14 protein-coding genes, 1 tRNA gene and 1 other RNA gene are annotated in these 13,630 nt (G+C 67.8%); 11 read left to right on the top strand and 5 right to left on the bottom strand.

The annotated features are described in order from the left end of the window. Nucleotides 1-153: 153 nt before the first annotated feature. The gene (locus HQ306_RS00515; RefSeq protein WP_222627072.1) at nucleotides 154-684 is read right to left on the bottom strand and encodes a transglycosylase family protein; all 531 of its coding nucleotides are present in this window, start codon (nucleotides 682-684) and stop codon (nucleotides 154-156) included. 462 nt (nucleotides 685-1,146) lie between these two features. Between HQ306_RS00515 and HQ306_RS00510 the strand changes: the two genes are divergently transcribed. Beyond that, nucleotides 1,147-1,223: transfer RNA gene (locus HQ306_RS00510), tRNA-Met, on the top strand. A gap of 99 nt (nucleotides 1,224-1,322) precedes the next feature. Here the strand turns inward: HQ306_RS00510 and HQ306_RS00505 are convergent. From HQ306_RS00505 to HQ306_RS00490, 4 genes are all read right to left on the bottom strand, one after another. Further along, nucleotides 1,323-1,532, bottom strand: a complete 210-nt coding sequence (locus HQ306_RS00505; protein ID WP_037186691.1) for a hypothetical protein — start codon at nucleotides 1,530-1,532, stop codon at nucleotides 1,323-1,325. A gap of 102 nt (nucleotides 1,533-1,634) precedes the next feature. Beyond that, entirely contained in the window at nucleotides 1,635-2,855 is a 1,221-nt protein-coding gene (locus tag HQ306_RS00500; RefSeq protein ID WP_222627071.1) for an acyl-CoA dehydrogenase family protein, read from the bottom strand. 31 nt (nucleotides 2,856-2,886) lie between these two features. After that, nucleotides 2,887-4,305 carry an acyl-CoA dehydrogenase family protein gene (locus tag HQ306_RS00495; protein ID WP_027506817.1) on the bottom strand — a complete coding sequence of 473 codons (1,419 nt, stop codon included), beginning with the start codon at nucleotides 4,303-4,305 and terminating at the stop codon, nucleotides 2,887-2,889. 39 nt (nucleotides 4,306-4,344) lie between these two features. Further along, a complete protein-coding gene (locus HQ306_RS00490; RefSeq protein ID WP_222627070.1) occupies nucleotides 4,345-5,169 on the bottom strand; it encodes an inositol monophosphatase family protein in 825 nt (274 codons plus the stop codon). A 57-nt stretch (nucleotides 5,170-5,226) separates the two neighbouring features. Here HQ306_RS00490 and prfB point away from each other — a divergent pair, with 57 nt between their 5' ends. From prfB to HQ306_RS00440, 10 genes are all read left to right on the top strand, one after another. After that, nucleotides 5,227-6,342 (top strand): peptide chain release factor 2, encoded by a 1,116-nt coding sequence (prfB, locus tag HQ306_RS00485; RefSeq protein WP_027506816.1) that lies wholly within the window; start codon nucleotides 5,227-5,229, stop codon nucleotides 6,340-6,342. Nucleotides 6,343-6,408: 66 nt separating this feature from the next. Then, a complete protein-coding gene (locus tag HQ306_RS00480; RefSeq protein WP_081821432.1) occupies nucleotides 6,409-7,233 on the top strand; it encodes a mechanosensitive ion channel family protein in 825 nt (274 codons plus the stop codon). After that, complete coding sequence (locus HQ306_RS00475; protein WP_222627069.1) at nucleotides 7,230-7,682, top strand: hypothetical protein; 453 nt, start codon at nucleotides 7,230-7,232, stop codon at nucleotides 7,680-7,682. The genes HQ306_RS00480 and HQ306_RS00475 overlap by 4 nt, the downstream gene beginning before the upstream one ends. Before the next feature lie 53 nt (nucleotides 7,683-7,735). Next, on the top strand, nucleotides 7,736-8,425 hold the full coding sequence (ftsE, locus tag HQ306_RS00470) for a cell division ATP-binding protein FtsE (RefSeq protein WP_222627068.1): 690 nt from the start codon (nucleotides 7,736-7,738) through the stop codon (nucleotides 8,423-8,425). A gap of 69 nt (nucleotides 8,426-8,494) precedes the next feature. After that, on the top strand, nucleotides 8,495-9,400 hold the full coding sequence (gene ftsX / locus HQ306_RS00465; RefSeq protein ID WP_027506812.1) for a permease-like cell division protein FtsX: 906 nt from the start codon (nucleotides 8,495-8,497) through the stop codon (nucleotides 9,398-9,400). Between the two features lie 87 nt (nucleotides 9,401-9,487). Beyond that, on the top strand, nucleotides 9,488-9,961 hold the full coding sequence (smpB, locus tag HQ306_RS00460; protein WP_027506811.1) for an SsrA-binding protein SmpB: 474 nt from the start codon (nucleotides 9,488-9,490) through the stop codon (nucleotides 9,959-9,961). After that, nucleotides 9,958-10,827 carry a DMT family transporter gene (locus tag HQ306_RS00455; protein ID WP_155957108.1) on the top strand — a complete coding sequence of 290 codons (870 nt, stop codon included), beginning with the start codon at nucleotides 9,958-9,960 and terminating at the stop codon, nucleotides 10,825-10,827. Before smpB ends, HQ306_RS00455 begins: the two co-directional genes overlap by 4 nt. A 69-nt stretch (nucleotides 10,828-10,896) precedes the next feature. Continuing rightward, nucleotides 10,897-12,414 carry an SDR family oxidoreductase gene (locus HQ306_RS00450; protein WP_051613594.1) on the top strand — a complete coding sequence of 506 codons (1,518 nt, stop codon included), beginning with the start codon at nucleotides 10,897-10,899 and terminating at the stop codon, nucleotides 12,412-12,414. Nucleotides 12,415-12,476: 62 nt separating this feature from the next. After that, nucleotides 12,477-12,847: a transfer-messenger RNA gene (gene ssrA / locus HQ306_RS00445) on the top strand. Between the two features lie 122 nt (nucleotides 12,848-12,969). Further along, nucleotides 12,970-13,626 carry a S9 family peptidase gene (locus HQ306_RS00440; protein ID WP_037186676.1) on the top strand — a complete coding sequence of 219 codons (657 nt, stop codon included), beginning with the start codon at nucleotides 12,970-12,972 and terminating at the stop codon, nucleotides 13,624-13,626. Nucleotides 13,627-13,630: the final 4 nt, after the last annotated feature.

Raw genomic sequence — 13,630 nt, 5'->3', positions numbered from 1 at the left:
CTGCTGGAGGGGGTGTGAGCCCCGAGCACAGGGTGCAGATCGCGTCGCGGGGCCGGTGCGGGGACACCAGGGCCCCAGCAGACGCCCCGCACACGACGAAGCGGGCGCACCCGATGATCGGGTGCGCCCGCTTCGGACGTTCGAGAGGATGCTCTAGCGAGCGAGGCCCGCGAGGACGCCGGAGTTGGCGGCCACGAAGTCCTGGTACTGCTGGCCGACGCCGTACTGCTGGGCCAGTGCTGCGCCCTGCTCGACGGCGGACTGCACGGGTGCCGGTGCGGCGGGTGCAGCAGGCGCGGGAGCGGGTGCCAGCGCGGGCGCCTCGGCGACCGACGTGGTGCCCGACGAGAGGTACTGGCCGCAGGTGGGCCATGCGCCGACGCCCTGGGTCGCGAGAACGTTCTCGGCGACGCGGATCTGCTCGGCCTTGGAGGCGCTGGACGCGGTGCCGGAGCCGCCGTTGGCCGCCCAGGTGCTCTGCGAGAACTGCAGGCCACCGTAGTAGCCGTTGCCGGTGTTGATGCCCCAGTTGCCGCCGCTCTCGCACTGTGCGACGCCGTCCCAGTTGTGGGCGGGTGCTGCGGAGGCGGTTCCGGTGCTCAGGACGAGCGGTGCGGCGACGACGGCGCCGGTGACGGCGGCCCATCCGAGCGCGCGGGTGGTGAAGTTACGTGCAGTGGTCATGCGGGGTAGATCCTCTCAGCGCTGGTCGACGTGAGCGCGCAGGCGAGTGACGCCTGCATTCGCTCGAATCCCTGCCCCCATCGAGTCGGGTCTCCGATCCCGCGGGGCAGAAGAATCCAGCGGCGGGTCGGCCTGGCCCTTGTTTCGGGCCGAGCGCGACGGTAACGAAACAATCACGAGCCGTCACCCGGCCCTCTGGCGAGGTCGGAAACGGGCGAGATGGTGGGTTCGTGCCATCTCTGCAGGTCATGACGGATGACAACCGTCTCGTGTCCTCCTCGTGACCCCATCGTTATGTGAGGGGGAACACGGGTGAAAAGAGACCGCGGTCACCCTCCGGGGCTCGATCTCGTTGCTCAGCAGGCGATTTGCAATTCACCGACGCCGTCCGGTAACTTCTTGTTCAGCAAGAACGCAGTACAGCTTGCACCGCAGACGGAGCCGAAACGTTCTCGATGCTGACGCGGGGTGGAGCAGCTCGGTAGCTCGCTGGGCTCATAACCCAGAGGTCGCAGGTTCAAATCCTGTCCCCGCTACCACCACGAAAGGCCCGACAGTCTCAGACTGTCGGGCCTTTCGCGTTGCCGCGGGCACCGGCGTCGACTCGATCGGATCAGAGCGACGTCGGTGCCTGGTGCTCAGTGAGAGATGTCTGGATCCGCCGACGTCATGCCCGTGCTGGGCGCGTCGTTCTCGTCGACGTCCCCGCCGGCGTCCGTACGGTCCCCCGAGTCGTCCGTCTCGTCCAGATCGACGGCGTCCGCACCCTCGAGGTGGGTGAGGCCCACCTCGGCCTCCGCGACGAGGCCCTTGGCTTTGTCCTCGATCTTCTTCGCCCAGTCCGACATGGCAGTCTCCCTCGTGTTCGCCGTGCTTCGTCCGTTCCAGCTTGCCAGAACAGCAGAAAGGCCCGGCACATGTGCCGGGCCTTTCTCAGGGTCGTGTGACCGTCACTTCAGCTCGGCGGACGTCTTCCCGAGCACGCGGCGAGCCACGATCAGCTGCTGGATCTGCTGGGTGCCCTCGAAGATGTCGAGGATCTTCGAGTCGCGTGACCACTTCTCGAGCAGCAGGTGCTCGGAGAAGCCGAGCGTGCCGGCCAGTTCCACCGCCTTGAGCGTGATGTCGGTGGCGCTACGGCCTGCCTTCGCCTTGGACATCGACGCCTGCAGCGAGTTGGGCTCCTTGTTGTCCGCCATCCACGCAGCGCGGAGAGCGAGCAGGTAAGCAGCCTCCCAGTCGGCCTCGAGCCGGATGTACTCCGCAGCAGCGGCCGACTGGCTGTAGGTTGCAGCGTCGTAATCGATGACCACTCCGGCGTCGGTCAGGATCGACCGGAGCTCCTCGAGCGCTGCACGGGCGACTCCGATGGCCATGCCGGCGACCAGAGGACGGGTGTTGTCGAACGTCTGCATGACGCCGGCGAAGCCCTTGTCCGTGTCGACGTCCGGGGAACCCAGGAGGTTGTCCTTCGGGATGCGGCAGTTGTCGAGGAGCAGGGCTGCGGTGTCGGACGCCTTGATTCCCAGCTTGTGCTCGAGGCGTGCGACGGACAGGCCCGGCGCGTCCCGCGGGACGACGAAGGACTTGATTGCGGCGCGGCCCTTGGTCTTGTCGACGGTGGCCCACACGACGATGTGCGTGGAGCGCTCGCCGGCCGTGACGTAGATCTTCTCGCCGTTCAGGACCCACTCGTCACCGTCGAGTACCGCGGTGGTGCTCACGGCGGCCGAGTCGGAACCGAACGAGGGCTCGGTGATGGCCATCGAGGCCCACACCTTGCCGAAGCGCTCGAGCTGCTCGTCGGTGGCGACGGCGGCGATGGCGGAGTTGCCGAGGCCCTGGTACGGGATGGACAGGGTCAGACCCACGTCGCCCCAGCAGGTCTCGATGACGTTGACCAGAGCGGACATGTTGCCGCCGTTGGCATTCGCGGTCTTGCTCGGCTTCGGAGCGTCGCCCTTGGCCTCACGGCCGCCATTGGCGCCGCCGATCTCACCGCCGGCGTCGCTCATGCCCTCGATCATGGCGGCCATGGTGTCGAGCTCGACCGGGTAGGCGTGCTCAGCCAGGTCGTACTTGCGCGACACGGGGCGCATGATCTCGGCCGCGACCTGGTGAGCCTGGTTGGCCGACGCCCTGAGCTTGCGAGGAAGTTCGAGATTGATCATGAGAGTTCCAATCGAAAGGTGGGGTGTCGGATCAGATCAGGACGATGCCCTCGGCAACGCCGACGGCGCGGAGATCGCGGTACCAGCGCTCGACCGGGTGCTCCTTGGTGAAACCGTGTCCGCCGAGAAGCTGGACACCGTCGAGGCCGATCTGCATGCCCTTGTCCGTCGCGAGTCGTCGGGCGAGCGAGGCCTCGCGTGCGAAGGACAGTCCCTGCTCCGCACGGGACGCACCACGCTGGATGACCAGGCGCAGACCGTCGAGCTCGATCGCGATGTTGGCCACCATGAAGGCGACGGCCTGACGGTTGCTGATCGGCTCGCCGAACGCGGTGCGGTCGTTGACGTAGGGGACCACGTAGTCCAGGACGGCCTTCGACGTGCCGGCGGCCATGGACGCCCAGCCGAGACGCGCGAGCCGGATGGCGTCGGTGTAGTCGGACACGTGGGCGTCCGCGTCGCCGTCGCCCAACAGGTTGGCCTCGGGTACGGCGACGCCGTCGAGATGCAGTCGGCCGATGCCCGCTGCACGCAGACCCATGCTGGGGTCCGCCTCGACACTCAACCCGGCGCTGTCCGACTCGACGATGAAGAGAGCGGGACGGCCGTCGAGTTCGGCGGCGACGATGAACAGCTCGCAGGCGGCGGCCGACGGCACGAGGCTCTTGACGCCCGTGAGCTTGTAGCCGCTGGGGGAGCGGACTGCCTTGGTCTGCAGCGCGAACGGGTCGAAGAGCGCGCGCGGCTCGTTCACGACGAGAGCGGCACTGGGCACCTTCTCACCCGTGAAGGACGGCAGGTACGTCTTCTGCTGAGTCTCGGTGCCCCACTGCGTGAGCGCCACCGCCACGCCGCTGGGGGCGAGGATCGGCAGGGCCAGGCCCATGTCCCCGTACGCGAGCGCCTCGGCGACGAGGGCGTTGGTGACGGCGCCGCGCTCACTGGCCGCGCCCTCGAGGTTCTCGGGGACGTTGATGAGGGTGATGCCCAGTTCGGCGGCGCGAGCGACGAGGTCGTCCGGCGATGCCGCGGCCTCGTCGGCGTCGTGCGCTGCGGGGCGCATGATCTCCTCGGCGAACTCGAGTACCGTCTCGACGATCATCTTCTGCTCGTCGTCGGGAGTCAGGTCGAAGTAGTCGAGTCCCTTGGTGGAGGACTCGGGCAGACGCTCGGGCTTGCCTCCGCCGGACACCTTGGAGAAGGTCCGGGTGGCGGCACCGAGTGTCTTGAAGCCGGTCTTCGTGCTCTCGTACGTGACACGGTCGATCGTCTGGCGCAGGTTGTACTTCTCGGCCAGGTCGGAGCCGGAGAGCTTGGTGAGCACGCGCATCGCGGTTCCGATGGCGTCGCGTCGGATCGGGTTGAGCCCGACCGCTGACGTGTCGCGCACCGGGCGCCGAGACGCATCGGTCTTGGTCGTGGGGGCGCTGTCGTTCTTCGTCATGATCACCCAGCTGTTCTCGGTGTTCGGTCGTGGACGGAGCCTATCTTACTCGTCGGTAAGTTCGGTGTCTACCGTCGAGTAAGGTCGGCGCGTCAGGCGCCCGAGGACGGCGTCGTGCAGAAGCGCGTTCGACGCCACCGCACTGCCTCCGTGCGGCCCCGCCGCACCGTCGAGAGCGGTGAAACGGCCGCCCGCCTCCCGTACCAGCACGTCGAGCGGAGCCAGGTCCCACAGTGATACTTCGGGCTCGGCGGCCACATCGATCGATCCCTCGGCGACCAGGCAGTACGAGAGGAAGTCGCCGTAGCCGCGGACGCGCCACACCTCGTCGGTCAGATCCAGGAAGTTCTCTCGCAGACCGGCGTCCTTCCACCCGCTGAGGCTGGAGAATCCTAGGCTCGCCGAGGACGGAGACGCCACCGACGACACCGACAACCGTCGCGGCTCGCCGGCACCGAAGCGTGCGAACGCTCCCAGCCCGTCGGCCGCCCACCATCGCCGCGCGAGAGCGGGAGCGCTGACCACTCCCACGACCGGCACGCCGTCGGAGAGCAGCGCGACCAGCGTCGCCCAGATCGGCACACCGCGGACGAAGCTCTTGGTGCCGTCGATGGGATCGAGCACCCACTGACGCCCGGAGAGGACGGCGTCGCCGCCGAACTCCTCGCCCAACACCGCATCGCCCGGTCGGACCTCACCGAGCAGCCGCCGGATCTCGGTCTCGACGGCCAGATCCGCGTCCGAGACGGGTGTGAGATCCGGCTTGTCCTCGATGCGCAGGTCCACGGCCAGGAATCGCGCCGTGGTGATGGCGTCGGCCGCGTCCGCGAGACGGAGGGCGAGGGTGAGATCGTCGGCGAGGTCGGTCACGGCACAGGACGTTACTGCGGTGCGGGCCCGTCGGTCGTTGCCGGTAACCTCGGGCGCGTGCATCCTGACGTATCCGCTGACATCGCCGAACTCGACACCACCCTCAAGACCGTGGAGTCGGTGCTCGACATCGAGGAACTCCGTCGCCGGATCGACGAGCTCGAACACCAGGCTGCCGACCCCGAGCTGTGGAACGACCAGGACCACGCCCAGCAGGTGACCAGCGCGTTGTCGCACGCGCAGACCGAGTTGCGGCGGGTCGAGGCGCTGCGCCAGCGGCTCGACGATCTTCCGGTGCTGTACGAGCTCGCCGAGGCGGAAGAGGGCGAGGCCGCCGCCGAGGCGCTCGCGGAGGCGGACGCCGAGCGCGTCTCCCTGCACACCGACGTCGAGCTGCTCGAGGTGCGGACCCTGCTGTCGGGTGAGTACGACAAGCGTGACGCGCTGGTCAACATCCGGTCCGGCGCCGGCGGGATCGACGCCGCGGACTGGGCCGAGATGCTGATGCGCATGTACATCCGCTGGGCCGAGAAGCACGGATACGGCGTGGAGGTCTACGACACCTCGTACGCCGAGGAGGCCGGCATCAAGAGCGCCACCTTCGCGGTGAAGGCGCCCTACAGTTACGGAACTCTGTCGATCGAGCAGGGCACGCATCGTCTCGTGCGCATCAGCCCCTTCGACAACCAGGGTCGCCGCCAGACGTCCTTCGCCGAGGTCGAGGTGCTGCCGGTCGTCGAGACCACCGATCACATCGAGATCCCCGAGAACGACATCCGTGTCGACGTGTACCGCTCGTCGGGACCGGGTGGTCAGTCCGTCAACACCACCGACTCCGCCGTGCGGCTCACACACATTCCGACCGGCATCGTCGTCACCTGCCAGAACGAGAAGTCGCAGCTGCAGAACAAGGTGTCCGCCATGCGCGTGCTGCAGGCCAAGCTGCTCGAGGTCAAGCGCAAGGAGGAGCGCGCCGAGATGGACGCCCTCAAGGGCGACGGCGGCAGCTCCTGGGGTAACCAGATGCGCTCGTACGTCCTGCACCCGTACCAGATGGTGAAGGATCTGCGGACCGAGTACGAGGTCAACAACCCGTCCTCGGTGCTCGACGGTGACATCGACGGCTTCATCGAGTCGGGCATCCGCTGGCGTATGCGTGCAGAGCAGGAGTAACAGGTGAGCGCCTTCTGGCCACTGCCTCCCGATTTCGTCTTCTGGCTCCAGAACAACTTCCTCGAGATGATCCTGTGGATCCTCGGCGGCATGCTCGCGGCGCGGGCGGTGGGGTGGGCCGGCGGCAAGATCACCGGCCGCATCGACCGGACCTACCAGCAGACCGACGCGCTCGTGCGCACCGAGGCGGCGAAACACCGCCACTCGGTGGCGCAGGTCGTCACCTGGGTGGTCGTGGCACTCATCTACGTGCTGGTCGCCATCCGGGTCCTGCAGCGCCTCGGCTTCCCGATCACCAGCCTCGTGGCTCCGGCGACCGTGCTCGGTGCCGCGCTCGGTTTCGGTGCCCAGCGCATCGTCCAGGACATCCTGTCCGGGTTCTTCATCATCACCGAGCGTCAGTACGGGTACGGCGACGTGGTCCAGCTCGCGATCACCGGCACCGCGGGCGACGCGATCGGCACCGTCGAGGACGTGACGCTGCGCGTCACGCGGGTGCGGTCGGCCGAGGGCGAGGTGATCACCGTGCCCAACGGGCAGATCGTCAAGGCGGTCAACCTGTCGAAGGACTGGGCGCGCGCGGTCATCGACGTGCCGGTGCCGCCGTCCGCGGATCTCTCGCGCGTCACCGAGCTGCTGAAGTCGGTGGGCGAGGAGGCCTACCGCGACGGTCGGCTCACCGAGTTGCTGCTCGACGAGCCCACCGTCATGGGTGTCGAGAGCATCGAGGTGGACCAGGTCAACCTGCGCCTCGTCGCCCGCACCCTGCCGGGAAAGCAGTTCGAGGTGGGACGTGAGCTCCGCGCGCGCATCGCTCTGACACTGCGCAACGACGGCATCACCGTCTCGCCCGAACTCTCCGCCGACCGTCCCGTGGGAGGCGAACAGTGACCTCGAACGAACCCGAGAGCCCGGCGACCGATCATCCGGACGCTCCGCGATCGACGTTCCGCCCCGGGTGGATGTCGCGCATACCGGCGCGCATCCTCGGCCGTTTCCGCACGACAACCGTGGTGATGGTGCTCGCCTTCCTGGCAGTACTGGTGCTGTGGAACAACGTGCGCTTCGACCCGACCCTCAACGAGAACTCGCCGGTGTACGTCCCGCCCGCACCGTCGTCGTCCGAGGCGCCGCCCCCGGCGGAGACCTACGCCCCGACGACCACCACGTTCCGGTCGACCACGACGGCCGTGCCGACCACGACCGATCCGGCCTCGCCGCAGGACGGTGTCACGACGACCGCGCCGGCGCCCACGACCACCACCGGCACGACGACACGCGCGCCCGGGTTCCAGCTGCCGACCATCCCCGGTCTGCCGTTGCCGAGCGGAACGAACTGACCCGCGCGTCGCTGTAGCGGCACCGTCGGGACGCGCGGCTACACTGGCGACCCGTGATCAGCGTGGAGAACGTCTCGAAGTCCTACAAGTCCTCGACTCGACCCGCGCTGGACAAGGTGTCGGTGACGGTGGAGAAGGGCGAGTTCGTCTTCCTCATCGGGCCGTCGGGCTCGGGCAAGTCGACCTTCATGCGCCTGCTCTTGCGCGAGGAGATGCCGACCTCGGGCGACATCACGGTGGCGGACTTCCACGTGAACAAGCTCGCCGGGCGGCGCGTGCCGAAGCTGCGGCAGAGCATGGGATGCGTCTTCCAGGACTTCCGCCTGCTGCAGAACAAGTCGGTGTCGGAGAACGTCGCGTTCGCCCTCGAGGTGATCGGCAAGCCGCGCGGGGTGATCGAGCGGACGGTGCCGGAGGTGCTCGAGCTGGTCGGCCTGTCCGGCAAGGCGGATCGTCTCCCGTCCGAGCTGTCCGGCGGTGAGCAGCAGCGAGTCGCCGTGGCCCGCGCCTTCGTGAACCGGCCGCTCGTGCTGCTCGCGGACGAGCCCACCGGCAACCTGGACCCCGACACCAGCCAGGACATCATGTTGCTGCTCGAGCGCATCAACCGCACGGGCACCACCATCCTCATGGCCACTCACGACAACCACATCGTCGACTCGATGCGTCGCCGCGTCGTCGAGCTCGACAACGGCCGGGTGGTCCGCGACGAGGCACGAGGGGTGTACGGCGTGGGTCGTTAGATCCCGCTCTCGGCTCCGTCCCCTCCTCGCGCCTCGGCGCAACGACCTCTCGAAGAAAGTGTGTGAACCGTGCGCGCTAGTTTCCTTCTCGGCGAAGTTCTCACCGGACTGCGCCGCAACATCACGATGACCATCGCGATGGTGCTGACCACCGCCATCTCCCTCGGTCTGTTCGGTGGTGGCCTGCTGGTCGTGCAGATGGCGGGGAAGACGCAGCAGATCTTCCTGGATCGCGTCGAGGTCCAGATCTTCCTGACCGACGACATCTCGACCACCGACCCGGACTGCACCTCGGGTATCTGCGCCGGCCTCCGCACGGACCTCGAATCGACGCCGTCCGTGGTGTCGGTGCAGTACCTCAACCGGGAGGACGCCGTCGCCGACGCGACCGATCGCGTCTTCAAGGATCAGCCGGAGCTGGCGTCCCTGGTGTCACCCGAGAGCTTCCCCGCGTCGTTCAAGGTGAAGCTCAGCGATCCCGAGCGGTTCGGCGTGATCAACGACGAGTTCGGGGCGCGGCCGGGTGTGCAGAGCGTGCTCAACCAACGCGAACTGGTCGACCGGCTGTTCAGCGTCCTCGCGGGCGTCCGCAACGCCGCGTTCGCGGTGGCTGTGGTCCAGGCCGTCGCGGCGGTCCTGCTGATCGCCAACATGGTGCAGATCGCCGCGTTCACCCGTCGGACCGAGGTGGGCATCATGCGCCTTGTCGGCGCCACGCGGTGGTACACGCAGCTGCCCTTCCTGCTCGAGGCCATCGCGGCATCGCTGGTGGGTGCGGTGCTCGCCATCGCCGGACTGTTCACCGCCAAGGCGGCATTCATCGACTCGGTGCTGGACGACCTGTACCAGGCCAACATCCTGGCTCGGGTGACGACGAGCGACGTCCTGTTGGTCTCGCCGATCCTGCTTCTGGTCGGCGTCGGCATGGCCACGATCACCTCCTACATCACCCTGCGCCTGTACGTCCGGCAGTAGCGCACCCGGCACCCGGAACAAACGGGTGGACGGAGTCCTTATGGTTGTCAGAAGTCACGTCCACCCGCGCCCGAAGGAGTTCCAGCTGTGAAGGAGAAAGGTCGCAAGGCGATTGCGACCAATCGCAAAGCGCGACACAACTACACGATCCTCGACGTCTACGAGGCCGGAGTTGCCCTCGTCGGCACCGAGGTCAAGAGCCTGCGTGACGGGAAGGCGTCGCTGGCCGATGCCTTCGCCACCGTCGACGACGGCGAGGTGTGGCTGCGCGGCCTGCACATTCCCGAGTACATGGCGGGAAGCTGGACCAACCACGCGCCGCGGCGCAACCGCAAGCTCCTGCTGCACAAGCGGGAGATCGAGGTCCTCATCGGCAAGACGCGTGAGGGCAACATGACGCTGGTACCGCTCTCCATGTACTTCAACGAGGGCAAGGTGAAGGTCGAGCTGGCCCTGGCGAAGGGCAAGCAGGACTACGACAAGCGTCAGGACCTGGCTCGCCGAACGGCGGAACGCGAGGTCACCCGTGAGCTCGGTCGTCGCATAAAGGGAATGCGCTGACCGCGATCGTCCTCGCGCTGATCGCGGCGCTCGGGTACGGCGTCAGCGACTTCGTCGGAGGAGTCGCGTCCCGACGCGTCGCCGCGCTGCGCGTGGTGATCGTCTCGTACCCGGTTTCGGTACTCGTCGTGGCGGCGGTGATGCCGTTCGTCGGAGGCACTCTCACCGCGTCGTCCGTGGTGTGGGGTGCGTTGTCCGGACTGGCCGGCGGTGTCGCCGTGTGGTGGTTCTACCTGGCACTCGCCGCCGGGCCGATGGCCGTCGTGTCGCCGATCACGGCCGTTCTGGTGGCCGGTGTACCGGTCGGCGTCGGGCTCGTCCTTGGCGAGCGACCCGGCGTCCTGGCATACATCGGCATCGCGCTGGCGCTGGTGGCCGTGCTCATGGTCAGCAAGGAATCACCCGACGACGCCGCAGGTGACGTGGCCGGCGGACGGACTCTGCGATTCACGCCCCGGGTGGCATGGCTGACCGTCGGTTCCGGTCTGGCATTCGCGTTGACGTTCATCTTTCTCGACCGGGCCGGGGAGGACGACGCGGGTCTGTGGCCGTTGCTGGCAAACCGGGTCACCGCCACCGCCCTCGTGTGGGCGGTCGCCCTCGGCACCGGCATGTTCTCGTTCCCCCGTGGCGGCGTTCTGAAGCTGGCCGCCTGGATCGCTCTTCTGGACGTCGCCGCCAACGCCGCGTTGCTCTATGCCTTCCAGGGTGGGCTGCTGTCCCTCGTCAGCGTGATCGCCTCGCTGTATCCCGCCGCGACCGTGCTGCTGGCCATGGTGATGCTGGGGGAGCGGGTGGCCAAGGTGCAGATCGTCGGCATGGTCATCGCCCTGGGCGCGGTTGGGCTGATCACCGCGGGTGCCTGACCACCTGGCGGTGGTCGCGCTCCGGGTGGGCGCCACACTCGAGGTGCTCCTCTGCTACGAATGGAATGCATGAACACCGAAGCAGGCGCCCGTGTCGTGGTCACCGGAGCGACGGGCTACATCGGCGGTCGACTCGCCCCGCGACTGACGGAGGCCGGCTACCGGGTTCGCGTCCTCGCCCGGTCGCCTCAGAAGCTTCGCGACGTGCCGTGGGCTGCGGACGTCGAGGTGGTGCAGGGCGATCTGAGTGATCGCGAGTCGCTGGACGACGCGTTCCGGGACGTCGACGTCGTCTACTACCTCGTCCACTCCATGGGGGGATCCGACCACTTCGCCGAGGCGGAGCGTCGGAGTGCGGAGAACGTGGCCGAAGCGGCGAAGGCCGCCGGAGTGCAGCGCATCGTGTATCTCGGCGGCCTCCACCCGGTGACCGGCGCGTTGTCCCCGCACCTCGAATCGCGTGCCGAGGTGGGCCGGATCCTCATCGAGTCCGGCGTCTTCACCGTGGTGCTGCAGGCGGGTGTCGTCATCGGCTCCGGATCCGCGTCGTTCGAGATGATCCGGCACCTCACCAATCGACTGCCCGTCATGACGACCCCCAAGTGGGTGCACAACCAGATCCAGCCGATCGCCGTCCGCGACGTGCTGCACTACCTGATCGAGTCGGCGACCGCTCCGTTCGAGACTTCCCGTACCTGGGACATCGGTGGGCCGGACGTCCTGCAGTACGGCGAGATGATGAACGAGTACGCGAGTGTGGCGGGTCTGCGCAAGCGTCGCATGCTGGTGTTGCCGGTGCTGACTCCCCGACTCGCCGGTCACTGGATCGGGTTGGTCACGCCGATCCCACGCGGACTGGCCATGCCCCTCATCGAGTCACTGCAGTACGACGCCATCGCCCACGAACAGGACATCGACACGGTCGTCCCTCCGCCGGAGGGTGGATTGACCACCTTCGCCGATTCCGTGCACCTCGCGCTGCGGCGCATCGAGGACGGGGAGGTGGAGACCACGTGGTCCAACGCGACCGATGCCGGCGCCCCCTCCGATCCGCTGCCGTCGGACCCGGACTGGGCCGGCGAGGTGGTGTACGTCGACGAACGTGCGCAGGACTGCAACGCGCCACCGGAACTGCTGTGGGACGTCGTCGAGGGCATCGGTGGTGAGAACGGGTGGTACTCGTTCCCCGCTGCCTGGGTCATCCGCGGCTGGATGGACAAGATCGTCGGGGGCGTGGGACTCAAGCGCGGCCGTCGGGATCCGCGTCGGTTGGTCAACGGCGAGGCGCTCGACTGGTGGCGCGTCGAGGAGATCGAGCGCGGGTCGCTGCTGCGTCTGCGCGCCGAGATGAAGGCGCCGGGCGGTGCCTGGCTGGAACTGCGCGTCCTTCCGCGCGACGGCGGGACCCGCTCCCGCTACGAGCAGCGCGCGATCTTCTTCCCGCGGGGGCTGGGCGGACGGCTGTACTGGTTCGCCATCATGCCGTTCCACGGTGTGATCTTCCGCGGCATGCTCGAGAACATCACGGGCAAGGCCGAACGCGCGGCCGACACCGGTGACAAACGGGATGAAACCCGCGTCGGATGACGTTAGACTGATGTGTCCACCGGGAAGACCGGTGGGACGAGACTTCGCCACAGCGGAGGAAAGGGGCTGAACGGTTTCGACTGTGTGCGTCTAGTCAGGGGAAGCGTGCCGGTGCAGGCGAGAGACCACCGCAAGCGTCATCGCAAAAATATAAGCGCCGATTCCAATCAGCGCGACTACGCACTCGCTGCCTAAGTAGCGACTGCGTGTCTGTCAGTCCGATCTTGCCCTCGGGTCGGGTACTGGCATCAGCTAGAGGGCTCACCTGGTCACTCGGTCACGGAGTGATGTGGGACATCAAACAGTGGCTGGGATCGTCATCCAGGCTTGTCTGCGAGATCTGGAGATCCGAGTAGAGGCTTAGCAGACTGCGCACGGAGAAGCCCTGGCAAACCGACACAGGACCCGGGTTCGATTCCCGGCAGCTCCACCGAACGGCCGGACACCATCAGGTGTCCGGCCGTCGTCGTGTCACCCCCCTGACGTCCGGCAGTGAGGGCGCGACGTTCGCCACTGCCAGGCATCCAGCGGCCGGAGCGCCCCGAATCAAGAACCATGAGTGTTGACGACGTCGCGGCCCCGACTCTGCACGGGCTCCGGTCCGGGCCCGCAGACTCCGCGGTGCTGGTTCTGCACGGCGGCAAGGTGACCAGCCACGACCGTGCCCGTCCGTGGCAGCTGTCGGCCCTGCGCATGGTCCCCTTCACTCGCATGCTCCGGCGCGCGACGGGGCCATCGGTCGCGGTGACCCAGTTGCAGTACCGGTATCGCGGCTGGAACGGCGCCGACCGCAGTCCCGTCGCGGACGCGTGGTGGGCGTGCGAGCAGATCCGCGACACGTACGGACCGGGGACTCCCATCACCGTGCTCGGTCACTCCATGGGCGGTCGCACGGCAGCAGCGATCGCGGGGCACCCCGACGTGGTGGCTCTCGTCGCGCTGGCGCCGTGGTGGCCCGATGGCAGGGAGACCGACACCCTGCGCGCCGATCAGCGCCTGTTGGTCCTGCACGGCACCGTCGACCGGTGGACCGACCCCGTCGCGTCCCGCGCCGCGACCGAACGCGCCGCCGCGCGCGGTGTCGACGCCTTGTTCGTTCCGATGGCGGGAGCGGGTCACTTCATGCTTCGATCACCGCGGACATGGTCGCGGCGGGTACGGGAGTTCGTCGTCGACCAATCGCGCGAGGTGTCGTCTACGAAACCCGAGTGACATT

The organism is Rhodococcus sp. BP-160 (genome assembly GCF_019836205.1).
Taxonomy (GTDB): domain Bacteria; phylum Actinomycetota; class Actinomycetes; order Mycobacteriales; family Mycobacteriaceae; genus Rhodococcoides.
This window is presented reverse-complemented; position numbering and strand designations above follow the sequence as displayed.